This window comes from Rhizomicrobium electricum (assembly GCF_011762045.1).
Classification (GTDB): domain Bacteria; phylum Pseudomonadota; class Alphaproteobacteria; order Micropepsales; family Micropepsaceae; genus Rhizomicrobium; species Rhizomicrobium electricum.
The window spans coordinates 57,655-80,088 of the sequence record NZ_JAASQS010000006.1 but is presented as its reverse complement, the minus strand read 5'-3'; the positions used below and the strand labels follow the sequence as shown (position 1 = coordinate 80,088).

Here is a 22,434-nt window from a genome sequence, read left to right as displayed (position 1 = left end):
ACAGCGGCCCGGTTATGCGCATAGTCCGGCGGCGAAAGTGGATAGTTGAGGAGCAGATCTGTGAGTGGACCCTTTCACGTCCATCTCATTTCCGATGCGACGGGTGAAACGCTGCATTCGGTCGCCAAGGCGGCCATGGCGCAATTTCATGGCGTCGACATCCAGCAGCACGCCTATACCTTGGTGCGCAGCGAGCGCCAGTTGCAGCGGGCCTGTGATCGGATTCGGGAAAACCCCGGCCTGGTGTTGTTCACCATCGTCAATCCCAAACTGCGCAACGATCTTGTCGCGCAGCTTAGTCTGTTGGGCCTGCCCAATTACGACGTGATGGAAGGCCCGGTCGGGCTGATGCAGCGCGTCTTCAACGCCGAAGCCACCACCCGCAGCGGCGGCCAGCACGAAGTCGATCAGGAGTACCTCCACCGCATGGAGGCGCTCAACTATATGATCGAGCACGACGACGGCTCCAATCTCGACCTCGGCCACGCCGAAGTGATCTTGATAGGAGCCAGTCGCACCTCGAAGACACCGACCTGTGTATATCTGGCCATCCGGGGTATCCGGGCTGCCAATGTTCCTCTTGTGCTCGGCATGCCTCCGCCGTCACAATTGCTGACCTTCACCAAGCCGCTCATCGTGGGTTTGTGGGTAAGCCCCGAGCGTCTGGTTCACATCCGGCGCAACCGGCTGACCACCATGGGCGTGCAGAACGAGACCGATTATGTCGATCTCGACAAGGTCCGCAGCGAGGTGATGACGACGCGCCGTCTTTACGAATACCACGGCTGGCCGTCGATCGACGTGACCCGCCGGTCGATCGAAGAAACTGCTGCCGCCATCATGAACCTCTTGTCCGAACACAAACTGGCGAAAGAGGAACAGGGATGACCATGTTGATCCTGGCTTCGTCGAGCGGCATCCGGGCCCGTCTGTTGCGCGAGGCCGGGGTGCGGTTCGGCGTGCGCCCGCCCGATGTCGACGAATCCGCCATCAAGGAGACGCTGCGCCGCGACGGTGTCGCGGCGAAGACGTTTGCCGACGCTCTCGCCGAAGCCAAGGCGCTCAATGTGTCCGAGGCCTCGCCGCAAGCGCTGGTGCTCGGCTGCGACCAGGTGCTGATCTCGGAAGGCCGCGTGTTCGACAAGGCCCGCGATACCGCCGAAGCGCGCGAGACGCTGGCCTTCCTGCGCGGCCGCGATCATCAGCTCGTCACCGCCTGCGTTCTGGCGCAAGGCGGCAAGCCGGTCTGGCGCTACTGCGAAAGCGCCACGCTGCGCATGCGCGCTTTCTCCGACGAATTCCTCGATGCCTATCTCAAGAACGAAGGCAAGCTCGTGCTCGGCTCGGTCGGCTGCTATCAGCTCGAAGGCCGCGGCGCTCAGTTGTTCGAATCCATCAGCGGCGATTTCTTCTGCGTGCTGGGATTGCCGCTGCTGCCGCTGCTGGCGGCGCTGCGTCATCACGGGCTGATCGAGGCATGAGTTTGACGGGGTCCGCATTGCTGGCAGGCGTGATCGGCTGGCCGGTCGGCCAATCGCTGTCGCCGGCGTTGCACGGCCATTGGCTGAGGCAATACGGCATCGACGGCGCTTATGTGCCGCTCGCCATCGCGCCCGCGGATTTTTCGCGCAGCATCGACGGCTTGGTGCGGGCCGGGTTCAAGGGTTTCAACGTCACCGTGCCGCACAAGGAGTCAGCCTTCGCCTTGGCCGTCCGTCACGATGCGGCGGCAACCGCCATCGGCGCGGTCAATCTGTTGGTGACCACAGCGGACGGTCTCGAGGGCCGCAACACCGATGCCTACGGTCTCGCCGCCACCCTGACGCAACATCTCGGGGCCGAAGCGCTGCGCGGCAAGACCGCGGCGATCTGGGGCGCCGGCGGCACCACGCGGGCGGCGATCCATGCCCTCGACGGTCTCGGCGTTGCCGAAATCCGCCTGTTCAACCGCACTCCCGCCAAAGCCGTGGCGCTGGCGTCATCGTTTGCCGGCAAAACCGCCGCCAAGCTCAGCGGGGCCGGGTACGACGCCTGGTCCGGCCGCGACGTCGCTCTGATCGTCCACACCACCAGCGCCGGAATGAAACAGACCCCGTCGCTCGATCTCGGTCTCGACGATCTGCCGGCCGGTGCGGCGGTGTTCGATGCCGTCTACAATCCGCTCGAAACCGGTCTCCTCGCCAAAGCGCGCACACGGGGGCTGAAGACGGTGGATGGATTGTGGATGCTGCTGCATCAGGCGGTGCCGTCGTTCGAAGCGTTTTTCGGCGTCCGCCCGGAAGTGACCGCGGCCTTGCGCGCCGAGCTTGTGAAGGCGTTGCAAGGTGGTTGAGCGTCCGCTTGTGGTGGGACTGACCGGCTCGATCGGCATGGGCAAGACGGCGACCGCCGCCATGTTCGCCGAGTTCGGCATCCCGGTTTACGATTCCGACGCCGCCGTCCACAGCCTGTACGGGCCTTGTGGAGAAGCTGTGCAGCCCATCGAACAGGCGTTTCCCGGCACCACCCGCGACGGGGCCGTCGACCGCGTCGCGCTGATGGCGGCGCTGGCCAAAGACCCCGACGGCTTTCCCCGGCTGGAAGCCATCGTCCACCCGCTGGTGACCAGAAAGCAGCGCGAATTCATCGCCGCCCACCCCTATGCCGAACTGATCGTGCTCGACATTCCGCTGCTGTTCGAGACCGGCGGCGATTCACGGGTCGACGTGGTGGTGGTGGTGTCGGCCCCGGCCGAGATTCAACGCCAGCGCGCGCTCGCCCGTCCCGGCATGACCGAGGAGAAGCTGGCGCAGATTCTCGCCCGCCAGATGCCCGACCTCGAAAAATGCACCCTGGCCGATTTTGTTGTGGACACCAGTGAAGGGTTCGACCACGCCCGCGCCCAAGTCCGTAAGATCGTCGACGAACTGAAGTGGCGGCGATTGCAAGAACAGACCCATGCGTGAAATCGTTCTCGATACCGAAACCACCGGCCTCGATCCGGCGAGCGGCGATCGCCTCGTCGAAATCGGCTGCGTCGAGCTGGTCGATCACTTTCCCACCGGCGCCGAATATCACGTCTACATCAATCCCGAGCGCGACATGCCGGAGGAGGCCGAAAAGGTGCACGGCCTGTCGGCGTCGTTCCTGGCCGACAAGCCGGTGTTCGCCGACATCGCGGCCGAGTTCCTGGAGTTCATCGGCGATGCGCCGCTGGTGATCCACAACGCCGCGTTCGACATGAAATTCCTCAATTTCGAGCTGTCGCGTGCCGGCCATCCGATTTTGCCCGATGCGCGGGCGATCGACACGCTGGCAATGGCGCGGATCAAGTTTCCCGGCTCGCGCGTTTCGCTCGACGAGCTCTGCAAGCGCTTTGCCATCGACGCAACCTCGCGCACCAAGCACGGCGCGCTGATCGACTCCGATCTTCTGGCGCAGGTCTATCTCGAATTGTTGGGTGGCCGGCAGAAGCGCTTCATCCTGGCGCCGGCCGACGTGACGGCCGCAATGGCGGAAGAGGCCCGCACGGTGCGGCTGCGCCCCGAACCGCTGCCGTCGCTGATCACGCCCGAAGAGCGCGAAGCGCACGCCGCGTTCGTCAAGAAGGAATTGGGCGAGGCCGCGATCTGGAACGCAGCCTCCGCACCGACGAATTGATCATCTTACGTCCAGCGGCCGACCGGCCGCCGCGCCTTGTGGCGCGGAAGCCTTAGTGGCGTTTGAACGAAATTAAGCCTGCGCGACCGGCTGCTGGCCCTGCATCTGGGCGAGCTTGGCGCGATAGAGCGCGGCGAAGTCGATCGGCTCGATCATCAGCGGGGGCATACCGCCGTCACGCACCACATCGGCGACGATGCGGCGGGCGAACGGGAACAGGATATGCGGCGCTTCGATCAAGAGCACCTGCTGGCGCACTTCTTCCGGAATGTTGTGGAGCTGGAACAGGCCGCCGTAGACGAGTTCGAGCAGGAACAGTGCCTTCTCGTCCGCCTTGGCGTTGACGCGCAGCTTGAGTTCGACTTCGTAATGCTCCTGTTCGAGCTGGCGGACCTGCAGGTCGACATTGAGTTCGATCTGGGGGCGGGCCTGTTGGCCGCTGATCACGCCGGGGTTCTCGAACGAGAGATCCTTGATGTACTGGCCGACCACCTGGACGCGGGGGGCGTCCTGATCCGAACCGTTGGTGCCTTGCGGGGGAGTTTCGTCGGCCATGGTAAACCTGTCGTTTCGTTTATCGCGGCCGCGGCGCTAGCATGGAATGTACGGCAAATTCAAGGAAAACGCCGGTCCGGTCCGTACTTTTGCCATTTTGACGCCCTATCTATGGACCCTCCCCCGCGGGGGCGGTAGTTTACGGCACCCGCGTATCCCGCGGAGATGGACATGGCTGACTCCCAATTGTTGACCGTTATTCTGATCGCCTCCGTGGCAGGCATCCTGTTATTCCGCCTTTACACCGTGCTCGGTCGGCGGACGGGACACGAGCGCCCGCCGCAGGAGGACTACCGTCTGCGCGAGGCTGAGGACACGGTCGGCGCCGCGCCCAAGCTCAGCCATATCTCGCCCGAGCGGCCCACCGATCCGGTGGCGTCGGGCCTGTTCGACATCGGGCTGGCCGATCGCGGCTTCGACAAGGATCAGTTTCTCAAGGGGGCCCGCGCCGCCTATGAAATGATCCTGACGGCGTATGCGAGCGGCGACCGGGCGATCCTGAAGCCGCTGCTGTCCGACGAAGTGTTCGCCGCTTTCGACGGTGCCATTGCGGCGCGCGAGGCGGCCGGTCAGAAAGCCACCCTGACCCTGGTCGGATTTTCCGACGTCAAGATCATCGCCGCCGCGCTCAAGAACAGTGTCGCCGAAATCACGCTGGCGTTCAGTTCGCGGCTGATCTCGTCCACCGCCGACAAGGACGGCAAGGTGATCGAAGGCGATGCCAGCGCGGTGCAGGACGTCACCGACGTGTGGACCTTCACCCGCGACGTGCGGGCGCGCGATCCCAATTGGACGCTGGTCGCGACCTCGAGCGAGCCGCGCTGAGGTGGCGCGAGCGCGAACACCGGCGCTCGTTCTCGGTCTTCTGTTTCTCGTTTTGGCGTGCGGCGCCGGGATCTGGTGGTACCTCCACCCCCAGCCCGGACCGCTGAAGCTGAGCAAAGTCTCCTTTGCCGAACTCGACGGCTGGGCGGCCACCGATCCGCGCGCGGCGCTGGGCGCGTTTCAGCAATCCTGCGTGGCGCTGGCGAAAAAGCCTGACACCGAGCCGATGGGAACCTATGGCGGCACGCTGGCCGATTGGCGCGCGCCGTGCGCCGCCGCCGCGCAAGCGCCCGACGCCCGCCGGTTTTTCGAGCAGTGGTTCCAGCCGGTGGCGGTGACCGCGGGCCGGGTCGCGCAAGGCCGCTTCACCGGCTATTTCGAACCCGAGATCAAAGGCAGCCGCACCCGTCACGGCGCTTTCCAAATTCCGGTCTACGCCAAGCCCGACGATCTCATTCAGGTCGATCTCGGTGCCTTCCGCCCGGCGCTCAAAGGCGAGCGCCTTGCCGGGCGTCTGGACGGCATGAAGCTGGTGCCGTATCCGGCCCGTGCCGACATCGAAGCCCACGGCCTGAATGCCAAAATCCTGTTCTACACCGACGATCCGGTCGAACTCTTCTTCCTGCATATTCAGGGCTCGGGCCGGGTCACCTTCGACGACGGCACGACCGCCCGCGTCGCCTATGCCGCCCAGAACGGCCAGCCTTACACCGCCATCGGCAAGACCCTGATCGCCCGCGGCGTGCCCAAGGACGGCATGAGCCTGCAAGTCATCCGCGCCTGGCTGAAATCGCATCCGGCCGAAGCCGCCGAGGTCATGAACAGCGATGCCTCGTATATTTTCTTCTCCGAAGAACAGCTCGGCGATCCGCGGCTTGGCGCCAAAGGGGCGCAAGGCGTGCCGCTGACGCCGAAAGCCAGCGTCGCGGTCGACACCCGCATTCACGGCCTCGGCACACCGTTCTTCGTCGCCGGACCCGCCCCGCTCGGGCGCGTCTTGATCGCCCAGGACATCGGCGGCGCCATTCGCAATATCGTGCGCGGCGACGTCTATTTCGGTTACGGCGAAAAAGCCGAAGAGCAAGCCGGGACCATGAACCAGCCGGGCCGCTTCTATGCGTTGCTGCCGAAACCGGTGGTGGAGCGCCTGGCGCGCGCCGGAACGCTCCAATGAGAAAGGTTACGGCGGAAGAACGCGAGCTTTTTCTCGCGGCGCTGTCCGGACGCCTGCCGGTCAGAACGGTGCGCGCAGCGATAAAGGCGGTCGCAAAAAAGGCTGCGGAACAGGCGCCCTCGAAAGCAAAACCGACAATCGTCAACGGCAAGCGCCAGGCCAGCGACGACGAAGTGCTGCTGTTCCTCGAAGCGATCGGCCTGCGTCCGCGCCCGGCAATCATTCCTGCCGCGCCGAAAGCGCCGCCGCCCAAACCGCATCCGAAGCTCGCCGCCAAGCCCACCGGACTTGATGGCGCCACCAAGAAGAAACTGGAAAAGGGCGAGATCGCGCCCGCCGCCAAGCTCGATCTGCATGGCATGACCGAAGCGGCGGCGCACGGCACGCTCATCACCTTCCTCACCGCCGCCCATCGCCGCGGCGACCGGCTGGTCTTGATCGTCACCGGCAAAGGCGAAGCCGGCCGCGGCGTGCTCAAACAGATGGTGCCGCGCTGGCTCGACGAAGCGCCGATGGCGAAACTCATCGCCGACAAACGCTGGGCCCACAAACGCCACGGCGGCGAAGGCGCCTTGTACGTCTACCTGCGCAAACCGGCGCGAGGGTGAGGGCAACGACTCGTACTCGGCGGTCTACGCTTTTGCTTTTGGGCAAATTTGTCCAGATGCTAGTGCCTTAGCTGGTTCCAAAATGGCGAGCTCCGGAAACGTTTGGTCGCCAAAGTATTTCCTCATGATCGGTGTGAACTTCGTAATGAGGCTGATTGCTTCGGCAAATAATTCATTGAGCGTAGATCGGATTTCGTTTGCAAGAGCGTCGACCACAACAACACGTGGTGCTACTCGTTCATATTGTTCTTTGGTGAAATGAGTAGTGCCAAATTTCCCTACCATTTCAGCACCGAATTCGTCTGTCAGGCGTGTACGTTCTGCTGAATATGTGCGACAGCCGAGTACAAATGAGTTGTACCTATCGTTCAACATGATCGCTCTATTCATGAAATCAAATTCTCGTGCCGCTACAAAAAGAGCAAGTTCATCGGGCAGGAGATGCAGCATTGTGTCTTCAGTTCCCACAACGGGTCTCACTTTGCACCAGAGAGGTGCATCTGGGATTTGTCTTTCTGCTTCGCGTATAGAGCTTTCGATGGCGCTGTGAAATCCCGCGAGGGAATTGGTCAAGCGCATCATCTTTACGGTAAGGCTATGCGCTTTTGATTTTTCTCGGTCGACTCGTTCTTGTTTCTGTAGTGCTAACGTTTCTCGGGCGCTCTGGCGCGCAATAATGTACGAGATCACACCAGCTACTACAGCGCCGATTATCGCGCCAACTAATGTCGTAATCAGATTCCACCAATCCATGGCACCCCTCCTGCGCTTTTTCACAAGCAAGAATGTGTTTTTTAGCATCTTGGTGCAATCTCGATACTGTCATCCCCGGCGGAGCTAGCGCAGCGCGGCGACGGGAAGGGGACCCAGGTCGTGTCAACGGCGCGCTGCCAGCGGTGATCTTCGCTCGTTCTTCTTCGCTGAGTGTGTTTCGGCTCCTGGGTTCCCTTCCCTTCGCCTGGCGCTGACGCGCCTTGGCTCAGCCGGGAATGACAGGCTGGGAAACGCCGCATCTTCGCGTGTTTTCTTTTCTACCCTACGCAGGCGCACCCCTCTTTTCTGCCCTCCACGGGCGCGAGATTTTTCACACCGGCACTAGGACCGTGGGGGGAAGTGTCAGCCTGCGCGTAGGCGCAGGATGACGAAGGGGGGTGATTTTGCGCGAGAGAGTGATGCCCGCAGTAATCCCCCCTTCCCGCGCTTCGCGCGGACTTCCCCCCGCGCCCGACGTGACATCGCTTACCGCGGTTGTGTCGCTTCCTATTGTATGAGTATTCTCTGCGCCGCGTGAGACATCGCACAAACAGGGGGCTTTCATGGCACGAGGCATCGTTGGTTCGATCTTAGTGGCGCTCGCTTTCGCGCTGGCCGCGCCCGCGCTGGCGCAGAACGACAAGATGGCGCCGATCGCGATTCCGGCGCAGCCGGGCGCCATCGAACTCGGCACCGGTCCGTTGCCGGGCGCCACGGTGCCGGAGTCCTGGCACAGCCAATACGGCAGCGTTTTCGCCCGCAACGTGACGGTGGCCACGCTGACGCCGTTCCTGCCCGATCCGGCCAAGGCGACCGGTGCCGCGGTGATCGTCGCGCCGGGCGGCGGCTTCATGACTCTTTCGATGCAGAACGAAGGCTGGGATGTCGCCAAGGCGCTTGCCGCCAAAGGCGTGGCCGCGTTCGTGCTCAAATACCGGCTGCGCCAGACCCCGGCGGGCCTCGACGAGTTCGGCCAATCGCTCGCCGCCATGTTCGCCAATATCGCCAAGGCGCCGCGGCCGTCCGCAGCGCCCAACGTCGACATGACGGCAAGTCTGGCGCCGCAGATCGCCGATGCGCGCGCCGCCTTCGCGCTGGTGCGCAGCCGCGCCGCTGAGTGGCATGTCGATCCCGACCGCATCGGCATGGTCGGCTTCTCCGCCGGTGCCGGGCTCACGATGGCGACGACGCTCGCCGGCCAGGATGCCAAGCCCGCGTTCATTGGCATCATCTACGGCTCGCTGGCGCCGGTGACGGTTCCCGCCGACGCGCCGCCGCTGTTCGTGGCGCTTGCGGCCGACGATCCCTTGTTCGGCAATGGCGGCTACGGCTTGATCGATAGCTGGCGCACGGCGAAGCGGCCGGTCGAATTCCATCTCTTCGAACAGGGCGGCCACGGCTTCGGCATGTATCAGAAGCCGACCACCTCGACCGGTTGGTTCGACGCCTACACCCGCTGGCTCGCCATGCACGGCATGCTGAGCAAAGCGAAATAGAGTCGGAGAGAATTCAAGAACAGGCCAGCGAACGGCCGTCCTCTGCCGGACGGCCGACGCCTCTTTTCTGCCCTCCACGGGCGCACTCATCTTTTCTGCCCCACGCGGGCGCGACGTTCTCTCAACTCGCACTAGGACCGCGGGGGGAAGTGCCCGTTAAGGCGCGGAGCGCAAAAGGGCAAAGGGGGGCTTATTCAGCGCACGGACGATCCCCCCTTTGCCTCGCTACGCTCAGCACTTCCCCCCGCGTTCTGAGTGCCAACGCAGAAAACTCGTGCGCCCGCGTGGGGCAGAAAAGAGAGCGCGCGCCGCATTCACCAATTCATCATTGTGACGCGTTTCATTCGTCCATCTTCCGGAAATTATTGCGGCTGCGTCGCGCAACTAGGTGCAGAAAAATAGTTTTCCTCACGTCTTGAACTGTTGGCACCGCATACCCACATCGAAATGCGGTGTTTGACAATGGAGGACGATCTTCGGCCGATAAGCGCGACCGGAAAAATGGGAGACACTTTTCCGATCCGTCGCGTGGCCTAAACGATCTGCGCAAATACAGGAGTATCGCGCCCGCACGCGCTGCAAAGGCATGACCCCCGCGAGGATACGTAAGTCCGTGCAAGACCGCCAAGGCGGCATCGGCCGTATCACAAGGCGGCCGGTTTGCTCACGCACTCCGCAGAAAGAGACCAATGCGCCTGTCGATCGCCGCCTGAAAACGGCCTCCGGAGGCGGCGGCGGGCTTGAGGCTGAAGGCGGAATTTCTCGATTCCGCCTTTGGTATATGGAGCGCTTCGCCTAGATCAGTCCGTGCTTTTGCGCCAGCGTCTGCAGCTTCACGTCGGGACGGGCGCCGAAGTGGGAGATCACTTCCGCCGCCGCCAGCGCGCCGAGCTTGCCGCAATCGGCGAGGCTGCGGCCCGTCGACAAGCCATAAAGGAAGCCCGCCGCAAACTGGTCGCCGGCGCCGGTGGTATCGAGCACCTGGGCCGGCGGGAACGCGTCGACCACATGCACCGCATTGTTGCCGGTGACGACGCAGCCTTTGGCGCCGCGGGTCAACGCGGTGATGCCGTTCCAGGCCTGGAAGCGCTGCAAGGCTTCGTCAAACGAGTCCACTTCGAACAGCGATTTGGCTTCTTCCTCGTTGGCGAACAGGATGTCGACTTCGCCAAGGAAATTCAGGAATTCCTGGCGGTAGCGTCCGACGCAGAACGAGTCCGACAAGGTGAGCGCGATCTTGGTGCCGGTCCGCTTGGCGATGGTCGCCGCCTTGTGCGCGGCTTCGAGCGACACTTCGGAATCGCACAGATAGCCTTCGATATAGACGATGCTCGAGGCGGCGATGTCGTCGGCCGCGATGTCGTCGGGGCCGAGGCCGCGGCTGGCGCCGAGGAAGGTGTTCATGGCGCGCTGGGCATCCGGCGGCACCGCGATCAGGCAGCAGGCGGTGGAGGGGCCTTCGGTCGCCGGCATGGTGGTGAAATCGGTGCCGCCCGCGATCAGGCTTTCGGCGAACGCGGCGCCGAGCCGGTCGGCCTTGACCTTGCCGACGAACTTGCCGCGGCCGCCGAACGAGGCGAGGCCCGCCATCGAATTGGCGACCGAACCGCCGGCGGCTTCGACCTTCTCGCCGAACGCCTTGTAGAGCTGCTCGGCGCGGAATTCGTCGATCAGCATCATGGCGTTCTTGACCACCTGATGGGTCAGGACGAAAGCGTCGTCGACCGGGGCCAGCACATCGACGATGGCATTGCCCAGTCCCAGCACGTCATAGGTTTTCGTCACAGCCCGCTCCCGGATCAAAACCTCGCCCGCATAAAGAGGTCGGGGGGGTGACGCAAGCCCAAACATTGCGCCGTGTTCACCTCCGAAAGCCGCGGGCGATGGTGTATGAGGGGGGCCGAAAAGGAGCTCCCATGAAAAGGCTGGCCATTGCCCTTGTTTTGCTGCTCGGGGCCTGCACCACCACGCCGCAGCCCGCGCGCACGCCGCTGCCGGCTTCTCCGCCGGCCGGGGAGCCCCGCGAGCTGATCGGCCTCACCGGTCCGCAGCTTCAGGCCATGCTGGGCCGGGCCGCGTTTTCGCGCCGGGAGAACGGCTCCGAGCTGTGGCGTTATGACAGCCCGCAGTGCCGCGCCTTCTTCTTCCTCTATGCCGAAGGCGGCACCACCCGCGTCCGCCATGTCGAGACGGTGCCGCGCGGGCGCACCATGGCCGCCGATCCGGGCTGCCTCAGCGTTTTGCGCGGGAAACCAGCTTCCCCGGTTTCTTGACCGGCGTGAGGGGCGGCTCGACCGTCTTGTCTTCGAAGCGGCAGAGGGTGCGCACCACGCAGGTGGGGCAGTGCGGCTTCTTGGCGACGCAGGTATAGCGCCCATGCAGGATCAACCAGTGATGGGCGCCCAAGAGATATTTGTCGGGCACCACCGCCATCAGCCCGTCTTCGACCTCGCGCACATCCTTGCCCGGCGCCAGTTTGGTGCGGTTGGCGACGCGGAAAATATGGGTGTCGACGGCGATCACCTTCTCGCCGAACGCGACATTGAGCACGACGTTGGCGCTCTTGCGTCCGACGCCCGGTAGCGCCTCCAGCGCTTCGCGGTTTTGCGGCACCTCGCCGCCGTGGTTTGCGACCAGCAGCTTCGACAGCGCGATGACGTTCTTGGCTTTGCCTTTGTAGAGCCCGATCGTCTTCACATACGGGATCAGGCCCTCTTCACCGAGCGCCGCCATTTTCTTCGGCGTGTCGGCCACCTTGAACAGCGCTTCCGTCGCCTTGTTGACCCCTTTGTCGGTCGCTTGCGCCGACAACACCACCGCCACCAGCAGTGTGAACGGGTTGATGTGATTGAGTTCGGTCTTGGGATCGGGATTGGTCTTCTTCAGAGCGGCGAAAAAGGCGTCGACTTCGGCTTTCGTAAAGGCGGATTTCGGCATGGCGGACCGGACGTGATTTTGCGGCCGGGATTAACGCCCAACGCCGCCGGTTCCGCAACCGCCGAGCAAGAAACGGGTCGCCGGCCCGGCCCGATTGCGTCAGGCTCGCGACCATGATCACAATCGTTCCGATGACCCGCACCGACGACATGAAGCGGATGGCCGACGCCATCGCGTTTCTCACCGCCCGCTATCAGGACCAGCCCAGCCTGGACGCAGCGGCCGCGGCGGTCGGTCTGTCGCCGTTCCATTTCCAGCGGCTGTTCACCCGCCATGTCGGCGTCAGCCCCAAAGCCTTTGTCGGCCACTTGACCCTCGATCACGCCAAGCGCGACTTGGCGCAAGGTGCGAGCGTTTTGGCGGCGGCGCTGGAGGCGGGACTGTCAGGCCCGTCGCGGCTGCATGATCTGTGTTTGAAGATCGAAGCAATGACGCCGGGCGACTACGCCAAGGCCGGCGCCGGGCTCGCCATCGATTACGGCTTTGCCTCTTCGCCGTTCGGGCTCGCCATCGTGGCGACAACCGACAAGGGCGTCTGTGCGCTCGGCTTCGGTGATGACGAAGCGGCGATGTTCGCCGATATCAGCGCCCGCTGGCCGAAAGCGGACTACCGCCGCAACGATGCGCGCGCCGCAAAACTGGTGGCGCGGATTTTCGGCGAGAGCCGTGAGGTGCTGCCGCTCTACCTGATGGGCACGCCGTTTCAGATCAAAGTCTGGGAAGCCTTGCTCGCCATCCCGAGCGGCACGTTTTCAAGTTACGGCGCCATCGCCGAACACTTGCACAATCCCACCGCCTGTCGCGCGGTCGGCGCTGCGGTCGGACGCAATCCGATTTCGTGGCTGATCCCGTGTCACCGCGTGCTCGGAGCGAGCGGCGCGCTCACCGGCTATCACTGGGGCATGGAACGCAAACGCGCCATGCTGGCGGTTGAGGCCGCCAAGCTAGATCAAGAAGACAGGCCCAGCACGTCGGCCATGACTTCGGTCATGCTGTAAAGGCCTTCCTTCTTGCCCTGACCCCACAGACACGCCTGCACGGCGCCTTGGGCGAAGATGGAGCGGTCTTCGGCGATATGGCCGAGCACGACCCGTTCGTGTTCGCCCGCCAGGATGACCTGGTGTTCGCCGACCACCGTGCCGCCGCGTAGCGCCGCAAAGCCGATGGTTCCGGGCTTCCGTGCACCCGTGACGCCATCGCGTGCGCGCACGGCGTTATCGGCCAGCGAAACCCCGCGGCCTGCCGCCGCCGCTTCGCCGAGCAGAAGCGCGGTGCCCGATGGCGCATCGACTTTCTTGTTGTGATGCATCTCGACGATTTCGACATCGAATCCCGGCAGCGATTTCGCCGCCTGCTTCACCAGCGCGGCCAAGAGATTCACGCCCCGGCTCATATTGCCGCTTTTGATGATGACCGCATGGCGTGCAGCGGCCTCGATCTTGGCATCGTCTTCGGCGGAAAATCCGGTCGAGCCAATCACGTCGACGATCCGCGCCTGCGCGGCGAGGCCAGCCAGTTCCACCGACGACTTGGCGCCGGTGAAATCGACCAGCGCGTCGGCTTTGGCGATGACCGCCAGCGGATCGTCGGTCACCGCAACACCCAACGCACCGACACCCGCGAGCGTCCCCGCATCCTGGCCGAGCAAAGGATGGCCCTTCATTTCGAACGCGCCCGAGACCACGCAGCCTTTGGTTTCGGTGATGATCCGCACCAGCGTGCGGCCCATGCGTCCGGCGGCGCCTGCCACCACGATGCGGATATCGCTCATATCAAGCCTGCTGATCGACGGTTGGGGTCGTATCTTCCTTGCGCGCCACGGTGACCATCGCAGGGCGCAAGAGACGGCCGTTGATGGTGTAGCCGGTCTGGATCACATGCACGATCGATCCGGCGGGTTTGCCTTCGCCCGGCACTTCGGCGACCGCCTGATGCAGATTGGGATCGAACTTGGCATCGGTGGTGTCGATGATCTTGACGCCGTGCTGTTCCAGCGTGGTGAGGAGCTGGCGTTCGGTCACTTCGACGCCGTCGATCACGCCCTTCACTTGCGGATCGGCTGCATCGCGCAATTCCGGCGGACAGGCCTTGAGCGCGCGGGAAAAGTTATCGGCGACCGTCAGCATATCGCGGGCAAAGCGCGTCACCGCGAACTGGCTGGCATCCTGCTTTTCGCGCTCGGCACGCCGGCGGGTGTTTTCGAGTTCGGCGAGCGCGCGCAGGCGCTGATCCTTGAGTTCGCTATTCTCGGCATTCAGCGCTTGCACCAACGCATGCAACTGCTCCAGTTCGTCGGGTGCCGGGGCCTCGGGGGCTTCTTGCGGTTCGTTTTCTTCTGCCATGTGACAATCCTATCCCAACAAACGCCCGATCACGCGAGCCGTATGGTCCACGATCGGGATGATGCGTGCGTAATTGAGGCGCGTCGGACCGAGTACGCCGATCACGCCGACGACTTTGCCTTTGCTGTTCACGTAGGGCGCCGCCACGATGGACGAGCCCGACAGGCTGAACAAGCGGTTTTCCGAGCCGATGAAGATCCTGACGCCGTCGCCTTCGCGCGCCAGTTCCAGCAGCCGGATGAGTTCGTTCTTGCGTTCGATATCGTCGAACAGGGTGCGGATGCGTTCGAGATCGCTCTGCGCTTCTAGGGATTCCAGCAAATGCGACTGGCCGCGGACGATGAGAACTTTCTCGTCGCCTTCGGCCGGATCCGACAGGGTGGCAAGACCCTCCGCCACGATCTTGGCGGTCAGGACGTCAAGCTCGGCCCGTTCGGTTTCGAGTTCGGTGAGGATGCCGCTGCGGGCATCGTCGATGGTGCGTCCGGCCAGACGCGCCGACAGGTAGTTGCTCGCTTCCGCCAGCGCCGATACCGGCAGACCCGGCGGGGTGTTGATGATCCGGTTTTCGACCTGGCCGTCCTCGGTGACCATGATGACCATGGCCTTGCCTGGCGCCAGGGCGACGAATTCGATGTGCTTGAGGGCGGCGTCCTGCTTGGCTGCCACTACCACGCCGGCGCAGCGCGACAGGCCCGACAACAACGTGGTCGCCTGGGTCAGCAGCTCCTCGACGCCGCGGTCCGATCCGGCCAGCTTGGCTTCGATATCGTCGCGCTCGGTGGTCCCCATGTCGCCGACCTGCAGCAGGCCGTCGACGAACAGGCGCAAACCGCGCTCGGTCGGCACCCGTCCGGCCGAGGTGTGGGGGGCATAAAGCAGGCCCAAACTCTCCAGATCGGCCATGACATTGCGGATCGAGGCCGGCGACAGGGCGATCGGCAGGATCTGCGACAGGGTGCGCGATCCAACCGGTTCGCCGGTGTTCAGGAAGGCTTCCACCAGATGGCGAAAGACCTCGCGCTGGCGGTCCGCCAGTTGGGAGGCACTCATCATCGGCGAACTCATGGTTTAAGTCCTTGAATCGACTGCAAATTGCCGCAGTGACCGGGCGCGGTTGCACTTTACCGCTGCAAGTCGCTAGGTAACGGCCTGCAATCGAACTTTCAAGGTGTGCATATGCGTGAACGGGCTCCCGACCAACTCCGTGACATCACTCTGGTTCCGGGCTTTGCCAAGCACGCCGAGGGTTCCTGTCTGGTCAAATGCGGTGACACCCATGTCTTGGTTACCGCGTCGCTTGAGGAAACCACGCCATCCTTCCTGCGCGGATCGGGCAAGGGCTGGGTGACGGCCGAATACGGTATGCTGCCCCGCGCCACCAACACCCGCATGCGCCGCGAGGCCGCCGCCGGCAAACAGTCGGGCCGCACCCAGGAAATCCAGCGCCTGATCGGCCGTTCCTTACGGGCGGTGGTCGATCTCGCCGCCTTGGGCGAACGCCAGATCATCATCGATTGCGACGTGCTGCAGGCCGATGGCGGCACCCGCACCGCCTCGATCACCGGCGGCTATGTCGCCCTCGCCCAGGCGGTCAAATTCATGAAAATGACCGGCGCCGTGACCAAGCCGGTGCTGAAGGATCATGTCGCGGCGATTTCCTGCGGGATCGTCGCCGGTAAACCGGTTCTGGACCTCGATTATTCCGAGGATTCGACGGCGTTGACCGATGCCAATTTCGTCATGACCGGCGCCGGTGGATTGGTTGAGATTCAGGGCACCGCCGAAGGCGCGCCGTTCTCCGACGAAGAGTTCGCGACGCTGCTCGGCCTGGCGCGCAAAGGCATCGGCGAATTGGTCGCCAAGCAGAAAGAGGCTTTGGGCGAATGAAACTGCCGAAGGGTTGCACCCTCGTCGTCGCCAGCCACAACAAAGGCAAGGTCCGCGAGATTTTCGATCTGCTCGCCCCCTACGGGATCACCGTCAAGGGCGCCGGCGAACTTGGGCTGCCGGAACCGGAAGAAACCGGAACCACCTTTGCCGAGAATGCGATCCTGAAAGCCCGTGCTGCCGCGCTGGCGACCAAGACCTATGCGCTGGCCGACGATTCCGGATTGGCGGTGGCCGCGCTCGATGGTTCGCCCGGCATTTATTCGGCGCGCTGGGCGGGCGAGACGCGCGATTTCACGCTCGCGATGGCCAAGGTCGCGCGGCTGCTGACGGAACTGAACAAAACGGATCGTTCCGCCAAGTTCGTCTGTTCGCTGGCGCTCAGCGATCCGGACGGCAAGGTGGAAGTGTTCGAAGGCGAAGTGCACGGCCATCTCGAATTTCCGCCGCGTGGTTCGAACGGTTTCGGCTACGACCCGATTTTCGTTGCCAACGGCATGCACGAGACCTTCGGCGAGATCGATCCCGCGCTGAAGCATTCCATCAGCCACCGCGCCAACGCGTTCAAGAAATTCGCTGCGGCCGTGCTGGCATGACGGGCTTCGGCCTTTATATCCATTGGCCGTTCTGCGCGGCCAAGTGCCCGTATTGCGATTTCAATTCCCACGTTCGTCCGGTGATCGACGAAACCGGCTGGTGCGACGCGATCCGGACTGAAATGGCCCATGTCGCCGCGTTGCAGGGCGACGCGCGGCCGGTCGTGGAGACGATTTTCTTCGGCGGCGGCACCCCCAGCCTGACGCACGGCGTGAGTATCGCAAAAATTCTCGAACAAGCCCGGCGGCTATGGCCGTGGGCGAACGATGTCGAGATCACGCTGGAAGCCAATCCGGCGAGCGCCGACGCCTCGCGCTTTGCCGATTACCGTGCCGCCGGCATCAATCGTATTTCGCTTGGTATTCAGGCTTTGAACGATGCCGACCTGAAATTCCTCGGCCGTCTGCACAATCTTGCCGAAGCCAAAGCGGCACTGGCGCTGGCGCAAAAGACCTTCGACCGGGTGTCGCTCGATCTGATTTATGCCCGTCCCAATCAGAGTGTAGCGGCGTGGAAAAACGAACTCGCCGAAGCTTTGGCGTTCGACACATCGCATCTATCGCTGTACCAGCTCACCATAGAAGAGAAGACCCGCTTCGCCACGCTCTATCGCGAAGGCAAATTTGCGATACCGGACGAAGATCTCGCCGCCGCGCTTTACGAAGCGACCCAGGAGATCACTGCGGCCGCCGGGCTTCCCGCCTACGAAGTTTCCAATCATGCCCGTCCCGGCGAGGAAGCGCGGCACAACCTGCTCTACTGGCGTTATGGCGCTTATGCTGGTTTCGGTCCCGGTGCGCATGGGCGGCTGGAGCTTGGCGGCAAACGCTTTGCCTCGGCGTGCGAGCGGGTGCCGGAACGCTGGCGCGAGCGTGTCGCGCGCGATGGCCATGGCTTTGTCGAATGGAATGAAATCGCGCCCGCCGATGCGGCCCGCGAACATCTGCTGATGAATTTGCGCCTGGTCGAAGGCCTCGATCTCGGCGATTACGAAAAGCGCTGGGGCACGGCACCGTCACCGGCCCGCATCGCCGATCTCACATCATCCGGCTTGGTCGCGTTTGATGGCACGCGCCTCCGCGTCACGCCGGCCGGTATGCTGGTTCTGAACGCCGTCATCGCTGCGCTTATCGACTAACTCCGCGGACCCGCCTGGAACGTCACCGGTGCCGAATTGACCAGCGTGAAACCGGCCGGTTCGACGCCCAGAACCGCCAAGCCGCGATCGATGCTGCCGTCGGTTTTGAAGCGGAAAATGCCGCTGACGCCGGCAAAGCCGTTGGGATCGGTGATGGCGCGCTGGGTGAAGCGGTGATAGGGCGTGCCGCTGGCCAGCAGCGCCACCAGCGAGACGGCATCATAAGCGAGTGAGGCCAGTTGCGGCGGTTCGCTGCCGAACGTGGCGCGGTATTTGGCGTTGAAGGCATCGTCGGTGGAAGGCTGTGGTGCTGCGAACCACGCACCCGCAAGCAGACCTTCTTTCTGGCTGACGGGCTCGAGCCACAGCCCGGTGCCGAGCAGCTTCACCTTGGCAAGATCGACATTGGAATAAGCCAGGGTTTGCGCCAGACCGCGCATCAGCGAACCGCCTTGCGGCACCAGAATAGCGTCGCAACCGGCCTTGGCGATGGCGGCGGCCGGTTCGGTCAAGGCCCCGGCGCTGGGCGAGAAGCGGGCTTCGGCGCAAACCGACACATGGCTTTCTTTCGCCGCTTCGCGGAAGGACTGCTCGACCACATCGCCATAGGCGGTTTGCGGGATCAGGGCGCCGATCTTGGTGCGGCCCTGGCTCGCGGCGTAGGCGACGATCCGTCTGACCTCGGTTTCCGGCTGGAAGCTGAGAAGATAAACGCCATTTCCCGCTACCTTGCGATCGGTCGAGAAGGCCAGCACCGGCACGCCGCGATCGCGCGCGATCGGCGCCACGGCTTCGACCGAACCGGAGAACAAGGGTCCGATGATGATCTCGGCGCCTTCATTGAGGAGCTTGGTGGCCGCGGCGGCGGCATCGCCGGGAGCGCCGCTGTCTTCCGCCGTCATCAAGACAATGCTGCGGTTGCCGGAATCGTAAAGGGCCAGTTCCGCCGCCTGCATCATGGCTTTGGCGAGTGTGCGGGTACCGGCGCTGGCATTGTCGAACGGCAGGATGACGCCGACCCGCACCGGGGTAGTGCCGGCCGGCAGATTGGGGAGCTTGAGGAAATTGGGGGCTTCGGCGGCAAGCTGGTGGGGTGCCGGCGGCGGCTCGGGTACCACTTTCGCAACCGGATTTGCCGACTGGGTGGCACAGGCGCCTATCGTGAGGCACGCGGCAATGGCACAAAGGCGCCGGACGGCCGGGCGGGTATAGGATTTGAGCAATGACGAAAACATGGAAAGCTCCTCAAGCCGGCGAGCCTAAGCATTCCGAGGCCCCCAAACAACCTTCCCCGGAACTGGCGCCGGGGCTTTATGTCGTGGCGACGCCGATCGGCAATGCGCGGGATGTCACCTTGCGGGCGCTGGATGTGCTCAAGGGTGTCGACGTCATCGCCGCCGAAGACACCCGAGTGACGTCCAAGCTCCTCGCCATCTTCGCGATTTCGCGCCCGCTGGTGGCTTACAACGACCATAACGGCCCCCATGAACGCCCCAAACTTCTGGCCAAACTACGGCAGGGCATGCGCGTCGCTCTGGTCTCCGACGCCGGCATGCCGCTGGTGTCCGACCCCGGCTACAAGCTGGTGCGCGAAGCGCTCGCGGAAGGGCTTCCCGTCCATGCCATTCCTGGGCCTTCGGCACCGCTGACGGGCCTCGCGCTGGCGGGACTGCCGACCGACCGCTTTCTGTTCGCCGGCTTCCTGCCGCCCAAAAGCGGCGAGCGGCGCAGTTTTGCCGCCGAATGGAAGGCCTTGCGCGCCACCCTGATCTTTTTCGAGTCCCCCGGCCGGTTGGCGGAGTCGCTCGCCGATCTCGCGGCCGTGCTCGGCGACCGTCCTGCCGCGGTGGCGCGTGAACTCACCAAACTGCACGAAGAAGTGCGGCGCGGATCTTTGAACGAACTGGCGGCCGCTTATGCCGCCGAGGATCAGCCCAAAGGCGAGATCACGCTATTGGTGGGTCCCGCCGGCGAAGCCGAAACCGATTTTACGGCCGTCGATGCCGCGCTGGACAAAGCGCTTGCCTTCATGCCGGTGCGTGCGGCGGTCGATCTGATTTCCGAAATGCTGAAGGCGCCGCGCAAAGAGGTTTATTCGCGCGCCCTGGCCAAGAAGAAGGATGATGCGCAAGCGGACTGAAACCGGACGGACCTCGGAGAAACGCGGGCGCGCCGCGGAACTGTTCGCGCTCGCGCTTCTGGTCTGCAAGGGTTATCGCATCCTCGGCCGCCGGGTGAAGACGAGGGCCGGCGAAATCGACCTGATCGCCCGCACGCCGTCCGGCATTGTCTGCTTTGTCGAAGTGAAAGCGCGTCCCGACCAGTTCCTCGCCACCGAGGCTGTCGGCCCGCGCCAGCGCGGCCGCATCGCCCGTGCTGCCGCCTTATGGCTTTCCGGCCGGCCCGAGCTGGCGCGGTTCGACGTCGTGACCGTTCTCCCCGGCCGGTTGCCGCGGCATTTTAAGGATGCTTGGCGGCCGGAGGACTGCCTTTAATTCAGGCCTTGTTCCCAAGCGGGGCCGCACCAATCTATACAAGACGCGCTTGCTGAGGATCGCCGCCATGCTCACCGTTGCCATCCAGATGGACCCGATCGAGACCGTCAAGATCGCGGCCGATTCCACCTTTGCGCTGGCCCTGGAGGCACAGGCGCGCGGCCACAAGCTCTACTATTACAACCCGAGCGCGCTGACGTTCCGCGACGGGATCGTATCGGCCGTGGTGCGCCCGTTACAGGTTCAGCCGGTGGCGGGAGACCATTTCGAATTGGGCGAACCCTTCCGCTACGATCTTTCCGATGCCGATGTCGTGCTGCTGCGGCAGGACCCGCCGTTCGACATGGGCTACATCACCACCACCCATCTGCTCGAACGCATCCACCCCAAGACGCTGGTGGTCAACGATCCGCGCGAGGTGCGCAATGCGCCGGAAAAGCTGTTCGTCACCCTGTTCAAGGATTTGATGCCGCCGACGCTGATCACCTCCGATCCGGCGGAGATCAAGGCTTTCCGTGCCGAATATCACGACATCATCCTGAAGCCGCTCTACGGCAACGGCGGCGCCGGCGTGTTCCGCTTGAAGCCCGACGACGAAAACCTCGGCTCGTTGCTCGAAATGTTCACCGCCTTCTATCGCGAGCCGATCATGGTGCAGCGCTATCTGCCTCAGGTGCGCCAGGGCGACAAACGCATCATCCTCGTCGACGGCGAATATGCGGGCGCCATCAATCGCGTTCCGGCAGCGGGCGAGGCGCGCTCCAACATGCATGTCGGCGGCCGTCCCGAACCGGTCGAACCCACCGTACGCGACCTTGAAATCTGCGCTGCGATCGGCCCCGAGCTTCGGGCGCGCGGACTGATCTTCACCGGCATCGACGTGATCGGCAATTATCTCACCGAGATCAACGTCACCTCGCCGACCGGCATCCAGGAAATCAAACGCTTTGGCGGTCCCGACGGCGCGGCGCTGATCTGGGATGCGATCGAGCTGCGGCGGAAGGGATAATCCCGAGAGCATCATGGCCGGGAACGACCCGGCCATGACAAACACTATCGGGCAAAGGGCTCTACTGCTTCACTTCGAATTTGCGGCTGTAGCGGCCTTCGAGGCTCTTGACCGGGAAATAGATGAACACGTCGGTGGTGCCGAACTGGCGGTCGACCACGGCGCCGTCACCGATACCCGCACCGGCGCGCACATAACCCTTGAGGAGCGGCGGCAGTGTGCGCAGCGCTTCCTTGGGATCGATCGCTTCCTTCGGCATCAGGTTCATGTCGACGTAAAGGCTCGGATTGGCGCGCACGCGGATTTCGGGCGCCGCCAGATGGAAGTGGTAGAGATAGCTGAGCGGCAGCGCCAACGCCTTGGGATCGATGCCGGCGAACGATGCGCAGCCGAACATCACCTCGATCGAGAAGCGGGCGAGATAAACGCTGATGCCGCGCCACAGAAGCTGCATGGCGCCGGGCCGCGAGCGGTATTCCTTCAAGACGCACGAACGGCCGAGTTCGAGCAGCTTGGTGTTCGCCGGCAAGCCGTTGAGCATCGGCGAGATGTCGTATTCGCTGCCGGTGTAGAAACCGCCGGCGCGCTTGGCATCGACGTCGCGCATCAGGCGATAGGTGCCGACCACGGCCGGCTGGCCGTCGTCGTCGATCACCGAGCGGTCGACCACCAGAAGATGATCGCAGACGTCATCGAAATGGTCGAAGTCGCGTCCCGATTGCACCATCTCCGGGCTCGGGATGGCACTCATCTCCTGATAGAAGACGTGATAACGCAGCCGTTGGGCGGCCTCGACTTCCATATCGGTTTCGGCCAAGCGGACTTCCAGCACGCCCGCGGCGGCAAGAACCGGCCAATGGGCAATGCGTCCTTCGAGGGGACCAGCTTCGTAGATGTTCACCATGACGTGCGCTTCCTGGGCGTCGACGCGGAAAATCGGATTTTACTTCAGGGCAGTGGCCAAGACAAACCGGGG

At 63.7% G+C, this 22,434-nt stretch carries 26 protein-coding genes; 17 read left to right on the top strand and 9 right to left on the bottom strand.

What is annotated here, in order from left to right; translation table 11 throughout:
• Nucleotides 1–60: 60 nt before the first annotated feature.
• Genes FHS84_RS12875 through dnaQ form a run of 5 tightly spaced genes read left to right on the top strand, consistent with a single transcriptional unit; the run spans nucleotide 61 to nucleotide 3,639 of the window.
• The gene (locus FHS84_RS12875) at nucleotides 61–888 is read left to right on the top strand and encodes a pyruvate, phosphate dikinase/phosphoenolpyruvate synthase regulator (protein WP_208393853.1); all 828 of its coding nucleotides are present in this window, start codon (nucleotides 61–63) and stop codon (nucleotides 886–888) included.
• Nucleotides 885–1,481: a Maf family protein gene (locus FHS84_RS12870; protein ID WP_166934883.1), complete on the top strand. Its 597-nt coding sequence runs from the start codon at nucleotides 885–887 to the stop codon at nucleotides 1,479–1,481. Before FHS84_RS12875 ends, FHS84_RS12870 begins: the two co-directional genes overlap by 4 nt.
• Nucleotides 1,478–2,332, top strand: coding sequence for a shikimate dehydrogenase (gene aroE / locus FHS84_RS12865; protein ID WP_166934881.1), 855 nt, complete (start codon nucleotides 1,478–1,480; stop codon nucleotides 2,330–2,332). The genes FHS84_RS12870 and aroE overlap by 4 nt, the downstream gene beginning before the upstream one ends.
• Nucleotides 2,325–2,945 carry a dephospho-CoA kinase gene (gene coaE, locus FHS84_RS12860; protein WP_208393852.1) on the top strand — a complete coding sequence of 207 codons (621 nt, stop codon included), beginning with the start codon at nucleotides 2,325–2,327 and terminating at the stop codon, nucleotides 2,943–2,945. Before aroE ends, coaE begins: the two co-directional genes overlap by 8 nt.
• Entirely contained in the window at nucleotides 2,938–3,639 is a 702-nt protein-coding gene (gene dnaQ, locus FHS84_RS12855) for a DNA polymerase III subunit epsilon (RefSeq protein WP_166934879.1), read from the top strand. The genes coaE and dnaQ overlap by 8 nt, the downstream gene beginning before the upstream one ends.
• Before the next feature lie 72 nt (nucleotides 3,640–3,711).
• On the opposite strand, the gene secB is transcribed toward dnaQ, so the two are convergent.
• Entirely contained in the window at nucleotides 3,712–4,194 is a 483-nt protein-coding gene (gene secB, locus FHS84_RS12850; protein ID WP_166934877.1) for a protein-export chaperone SecB, read from the bottom strand.
• Between the two features lie 171 nt (nucleotides 4,195–4,365).
• Between secB and FHS84_RS12845 the strand changes: the two genes are divergently transcribed.
• From FHS84_RS12845 to FHS84_RS12835, 3 genes are read left to right on the top strand one after another with little or no spacing between them, the layout of a single operon-like run.
• The gene (locus tag FHS84_RS12845; protein WP_166934875.1) at nucleotides 4,366–5,019 is read left to right on the top strand and encodes a Tim44/TimA family putative adaptor protein; all 654 of its coding nucleotides are present in this window, start codon (nucleotides 4,366–4,368) and stop codon (nucleotides 5,017–5,019) included.
• A gap of 1 nt (nucleotide 5,020) precedes the next feature.
• On the top strand, nucleotides 5,021–6,193 hold the full coding sequence (gene mltA, locus FHS84_RS12840) for an MltA domain-containing protein (RefSeq protein ID WP_166934873.1): 1,173 nt from the start codon (nucleotides 5,021–5,023) through the stop codon (nucleotides 6,191–6,193).
• Nucleotides 6,190–6,801 (top strand): Smr/MutS family protein, encoded by a 612-nt coding sequence (locus FHS84_RS12835; RefSeq protein WP_166934871.1) that lies wholly within the window; start codon nucleotides 6,190–6,192, stop codon nucleotides 6,799–6,801. The genes mltA and FHS84_RS12835 overlap by 4 nt, the downstream gene beginning before the upstream one ends.
• Before the next feature lie 24 nt (nucleotides 6,802–6,825).
• Here FHS84_RS12835 and FHS84_RS12830 read toward each other — a convergent pair whose 3' ends face one another.
• The gene (locus FHS84_RS12830; protein ID WP_166934869.1) at nucleotides 6,826–7,554 is read right to left on the bottom strand and encodes a hypothetical protein; all 729 of its coding nucleotides are present in this window, start codon (nucleotides 7,552–7,554) and stop codon (nucleotides 6,826–6,828) included.
• A 563-nt stretch (nucleotides 7,555–8,117) separates the two neighbouring features.
• Between FHS84_RS12830 and FHS84_RS12825 the strand changes: the two genes are divergently transcribed.
• Nucleotides 8,118–9,050, top strand: a complete 933-nt coding sequence (locus FHS84_RS12825) for an alpha/beta hydrolase (RefSeq protein WP_166934867.1) — start codon at nucleotides 8,118–8,120, stop codon at nucleotides 9,048–9,050.
• Nucleotides 9,051–9,845: 795 nt separating this feature from the next.
• Here FHS84_RS12825 and FHS84_RS12820 read toward each other — a convergent pair.
• On the bottom strand, nucleotides 9,846–10,835 hold the full coding sequence (locus FHS84_RS12820; protein WP_208393851.1) for a PfkB family carbohydrate kinase: 990 nt from the start codon (nucleotides 10,833–10,835) through the stop codon (nucleotides 9,846–9,848).
• A 131-nt stretch (nucleotides 10,836–10,966) separates the two neighbouring features.
• Here FHS84_RS12820 and FHS84_RS12815 point away from each other — a divergent pair, with 131 nt between their 5' ends.
• Nucleotides 10,967–11,323, top strand: a complete 357-nt coding sequence (locus FHS84_RS12815) for a hypothetical protein (RefSeq protein WP_166934863.1) — start codon at nucleotides 10,967–10,969, stop codon at nucleotides 11,321–11,323.
• Here FHS84_RS12815 and nth read toward each other — a convergent pair.
• A complete protein-coding gene (nth, locus tag FHS84_RS12810) occupies nucleotides 11,283–11,987 on the bottom strand; it encodes an endonuclease III (protein WP_166934861.1) in 705 nt (234 codons plus the stop codon). The genes FHS84_RS12815 and nth overlap by 41 nt on opposite strands.
• Before the next feature lie 113 nt (nucleotides 11,988–12,100).
• Here nth and FHS84_RS12805 point away from each other — a divergent pair, with 113 nt between their 5' ends.
• The gene (locus tag FHS84_RS12805) at nucleotides 12,101–12,985 is read left to right on the top strand and encodes a methylated-DNA--[protein]-cysteine S-methyltransferase (RefSeq protein WP_166934859.1); all 885 of its coding nucleotides are present in this window, start codon (nucleotides 12,101–12,103) and stop codon (nucleotides 12,983–12,985) included.
• Here FHS84_RS12805 and dapB read toward each other — a convergent pair.
• The 3 genes from dapB to hrcA are packed head-to-tail and all read right to left on the bottom strand — an operon-like array spanning nucleotide 12,937 to nucleotide 15,397.
• On the bottom strand, nucleotides 12,937–13,758 hold the full coding sequence (gene dapB, locus FHS84_RS12800) for a 4-hydroxy-tetrahydrodipicolinate reductase (protein WP_166934857.1): 822 nt from the start codon (nucleotides 13,756–13,758) through the stop codon (nucleotides 12,937–12,939). The two genes, FHS84_RS12805 and dapB, sit on opposite strands and share 49 nt — an antisense overlap.
• Nucleotide 13,759: 1 nt before the next feature.
• Complete coding sequence (gene grpE, locus FHS84_RS12795) at nucleotides 13,760–14,329, bottom strand: nucleotide exchange factor GrpE (protein WP_166934855.1); 570 nt, start codon at nucleotides 14,327–14,329, stop codon at nucleotides 13,760–13,762.
• A gap of 9 nt (nucleotides 14,330–14,338) precedes the next feature.
• Nucleotides 14,339–15,397 (bottom strand): heat-inducible transcriptional repressor HrcA, encoded by a 1,059-nt coding sequence (hrcA, locus tag FHS84_RS12790; RefSeq protein ID WP_208393850.1) that lies wholly within the window; start codon nucleotides 15,395–15,397, stop codon nucleotides 14,339–14,341.
• A gap of 111 nt (nucleotides 15,398–15,508) precedes the next feature.
• Here hrcA and rph point away from each other — a divergent pair, with 111 nt between their 5' ends.
• Genes rph through hemW form a run of 3 tightly spaced genes read left to right on the top strand, consistent with a single transcriptional unit; the run spans nucleotide 15,509 to nucleotide 17,954 of the window.
• Complete coding sequence (gene rph, locus FHS84_RS12785; RefSeq protein WP_166934853.1) at nucleotides 15,509–16,219, top strand: ribonuclease PH; 711 nt, start codon at nucleotides 15,509–15,511, stop codon at nucleotides 16,217–16,219.
• Nucleotides 16,216–16,815: an RdgB/HAM1 family non-canonical purine NTP pyrophosphatase gene (gene rdgB, locus FHS84_RS12780; RefSeq protein ID WP_166934851.1), complete on the top strand. Its 600-nt coding sequence runs from the start codon at nucleotides 16,216–16,218 to the stop codon at nucleotides 16,813–16,815. Before rph ends, rdgB begins: the two co-directional genes overlap by 4 nt.
• Nucleotides 16,812–17,954 (top strand): radical SAM family heme chaperone HemW, encoded by a 1,143-nt coding sequence (hemW, locus tag FHS84_RS12775; RefSeq protein WP_166934849.1) that lies wholly within the window; start codon nucleotides 16,812–16,814, stop codon nucleotides 17,952–17,954. The genes rdgB and hemW overlap by 4 nt, the downstream gene beginning before the upstream one ends.
• On the opposite strand, the gene FHS84_RS12770 is transcribed toward hemW, so the two are convergent.
• Nucleotides 17,951–19,189 (bottom strand): penicillin-binding protein activator, encoded by a 1,239-nt coding sequence (locus FHS84_RS12770; protein ID WP_166934847.1) that lies wholly within the window; start codon nucleotides 19,187–19,189, stop codon nucleotides 17,951–17,953. The two genes, hemW and FHS84_RS12770, sit on opposite strands and share 4 nt — an antisense overlap.
• Between FHS84_RS12770 and rsmI the strand changes: the two genes are divergently transcribed.
• Genes rsmI through gshB form a run of 3 tightly spaced genes read left to right on the top strand, consistent with a single transcriptional unit; the run spans nucleotide 19,177 to nucleotide 21,458 of the window.
• Nucleotides 19,177–20,094, top strand: coding sequence for a 16S rRNA (cytidine(1402)-2'-O)-methyltransferase (gene rsmI / locus FHS84_RS12765; RefSeq protein WP_166934845.1), 918 nt, complete (start codon nucleotides 19,177–19,179; stop codon nucleotides 20,092–20,094). The two genes, FHS84_RS12770 and rsmI, sit on opposite strands and share 13 nt — an antisense overlap.
• The gene (locus FHS84_RS12760) at nucleotides 20,078–20,449 is read left to right on the top strand and encodes a YraN family protein (protein ID WP_208393849.1); all 372 of its coding nucleotides are present in this window, start codon (nucleotides 20,078–20,080) and stop codon (nucleotides 20,447–20,449) included. Before rsmI ends, FHS84_RS12760 begins: the two co-directional genes overlap by 17 nt.
• A 58-nt stretch (nucleotides 20,450–20,507) precedes the next feature.
• The gene (gene gshB / locus FHS84_RS12755; RefSeq protein WP_166935409.1) at nucleotides 20,508–21,458 is read left to right on the top strand and encodes a glutathione synthase; all 951 of its coding nucleotides are present in this window, start codon (nucleotides 20,508–20,510) and stop codon (nucleotides 21,456–21,458) included.
• Between the two features lie 61 nt (nucleotides 21,459–21,519).
• On the opposite strand, the gene olsB is transcribed toward gshB, so the two are convergent.
• Entirely contained in the window at nucleotides 21,520–22,362 is an 843-nt protein-coding gene (gene olsB / locus FHS84_RS12750; RefSeq protein ID WP_166934840.1) for a l-ornithine N(alpha)-acyltransferase, read from the bottom strand.
• Nucleotides 22,363–22,434: the final 72 nt, after the last annotated feature.

Coding starts and splice junctions, on each gene's coding strand:
- FHS84_RS12770 (WP_166934847.1), bottom strand. CDS start 19,189: ATGTTTTCGTCATTGCTCAAATCCTATACCCGCCCGGCCGTCCGGCGC.
- hemW (WP_166934849.1), top strand. CDS start 16,812: ATGACGGGCTTCGGCCTTTATATCCATTGGCCGTTCTGCGCGGCCAAG.
- FHS84_RS12835 (WP_166934871.1), top strand. CDS start 6,190: ATGAGAAAGGTTACGGCGGAAGAACGCGAGCTTTTTCTCGCGGCGCTG.
- FHS84_RS12825 (WP_166934867.1), top strand. CDS start 8,118: ATGGCACGAGGCATCGTTGGTTCGATCTTAGTGGCGCTCGCTTTCGCG.
- FHS84_RS12760 (WP_208393849.1), top strand. CDS start 20,078: ATGCGCAAGCGGACTGAAACCGGACGGACCTCGGAGAAACGCGGGCGC.
- rph (WP_166934853.1), top strand. CDS start 15,509: ATGCGTGAACGGGCTCCCGACCAACTCCGTGACATCACTCTGGTTCCG.
- dapB (WP_166934857.1), bottom strand. CDS start 13,758: ATGAGCGATATCCGCATCGTGGTGGCAGGCGCCGCCGGACGCATGGGC.
- aroE (WP_166934881.1), top strand. CDS start 1,478: ATGAGTTTGACGGGGTCCGCATTGCTGGCAGGCGTGATCGGCTGGCCG.
- FHS84_RS12830 (WP_166934869.1), bottom strand. CDS start 7,554: ATGGATTGGTGGAATCTGATTACGACATTAGTTGGCGCGATAATCGGC.
- rdgB (WP_166934851.1), top strand. CDS start 16,216: ATGAAACTGCCGAAGGGTTGCACCCTCGTCGTCGCCAGCCACAACAAA.
- dnaQ (WP_166934879.1), top strand. CDS start 2,938: ATGCGTGAAATCGTTCTCGATACCGAAACCACCGGCCTCGATCCGGCG.
- rsmI (WP_166934845.1), top strand. CDS start 19,177: ATGACGAAAACATGGAAAGCTCCTCAAGCCGGCGAGCCTAAGCATTCC.
- grpE (WP_166934855.1), bottom strand. CDS start 14,329: ATGGCAGAAGAAAACGAACCGCAAGAAGCCCCCGAGGCCCCGGCACCC.
- hrcA (WP_208393850.1), bottom strand. CDS start 15,397: ATGAGTTCGCCGATGATGAGTGCCTCCCAACTGGCGGACCGCCAGCGC.
- olsB (WP_166934840.1), bottom strand. CDS start 22,362: ATGGTGAACATCTACGAAGCTGGTCCCCTCGAAGGACGCATTGCCCAT.
- nth (WP_166934861.1), bottom strand. CDS start 11,987: ATGCCGAAATCCGCCTTTACGAAAGCCGAAGTCGACGCCTTTTTCGCC.
- FHS84_RS12805 (WP_166934859.1), top strand. CDS start 12,101: ATGATCACAATCGTTCCGATGACCCGCACCGACGACATGAAGCGGATG.
- FHS84_RS12870 (WP_166934883.1), top strand. CDS start 885: ATGACCATGTTGATCCTGGCTTCGTCGAGCGGCATCCGGGCCCGTCTG.
- FHS84_RS12845 (WP_166934875.1), top strand. CDS start 4,366: ATGGCTGACTCCCAATTGTTGACCGTTATTCTGATCGCCTCCGTGGCA.
- FHS84_RS12815 (WP_166934863.1), top strand. CDS start 10,967: ATGAAAAGGCTGGCCATTGCCCTTGTTTTGCTGCTCGGGGCCTGCACC.
- secB (WP_166934877.1), bottom strand. CDS start 4,194: ATGGCCGACGAAACTCCCCCGCAAGGCACCAACGGTTCGGATCAGGAC.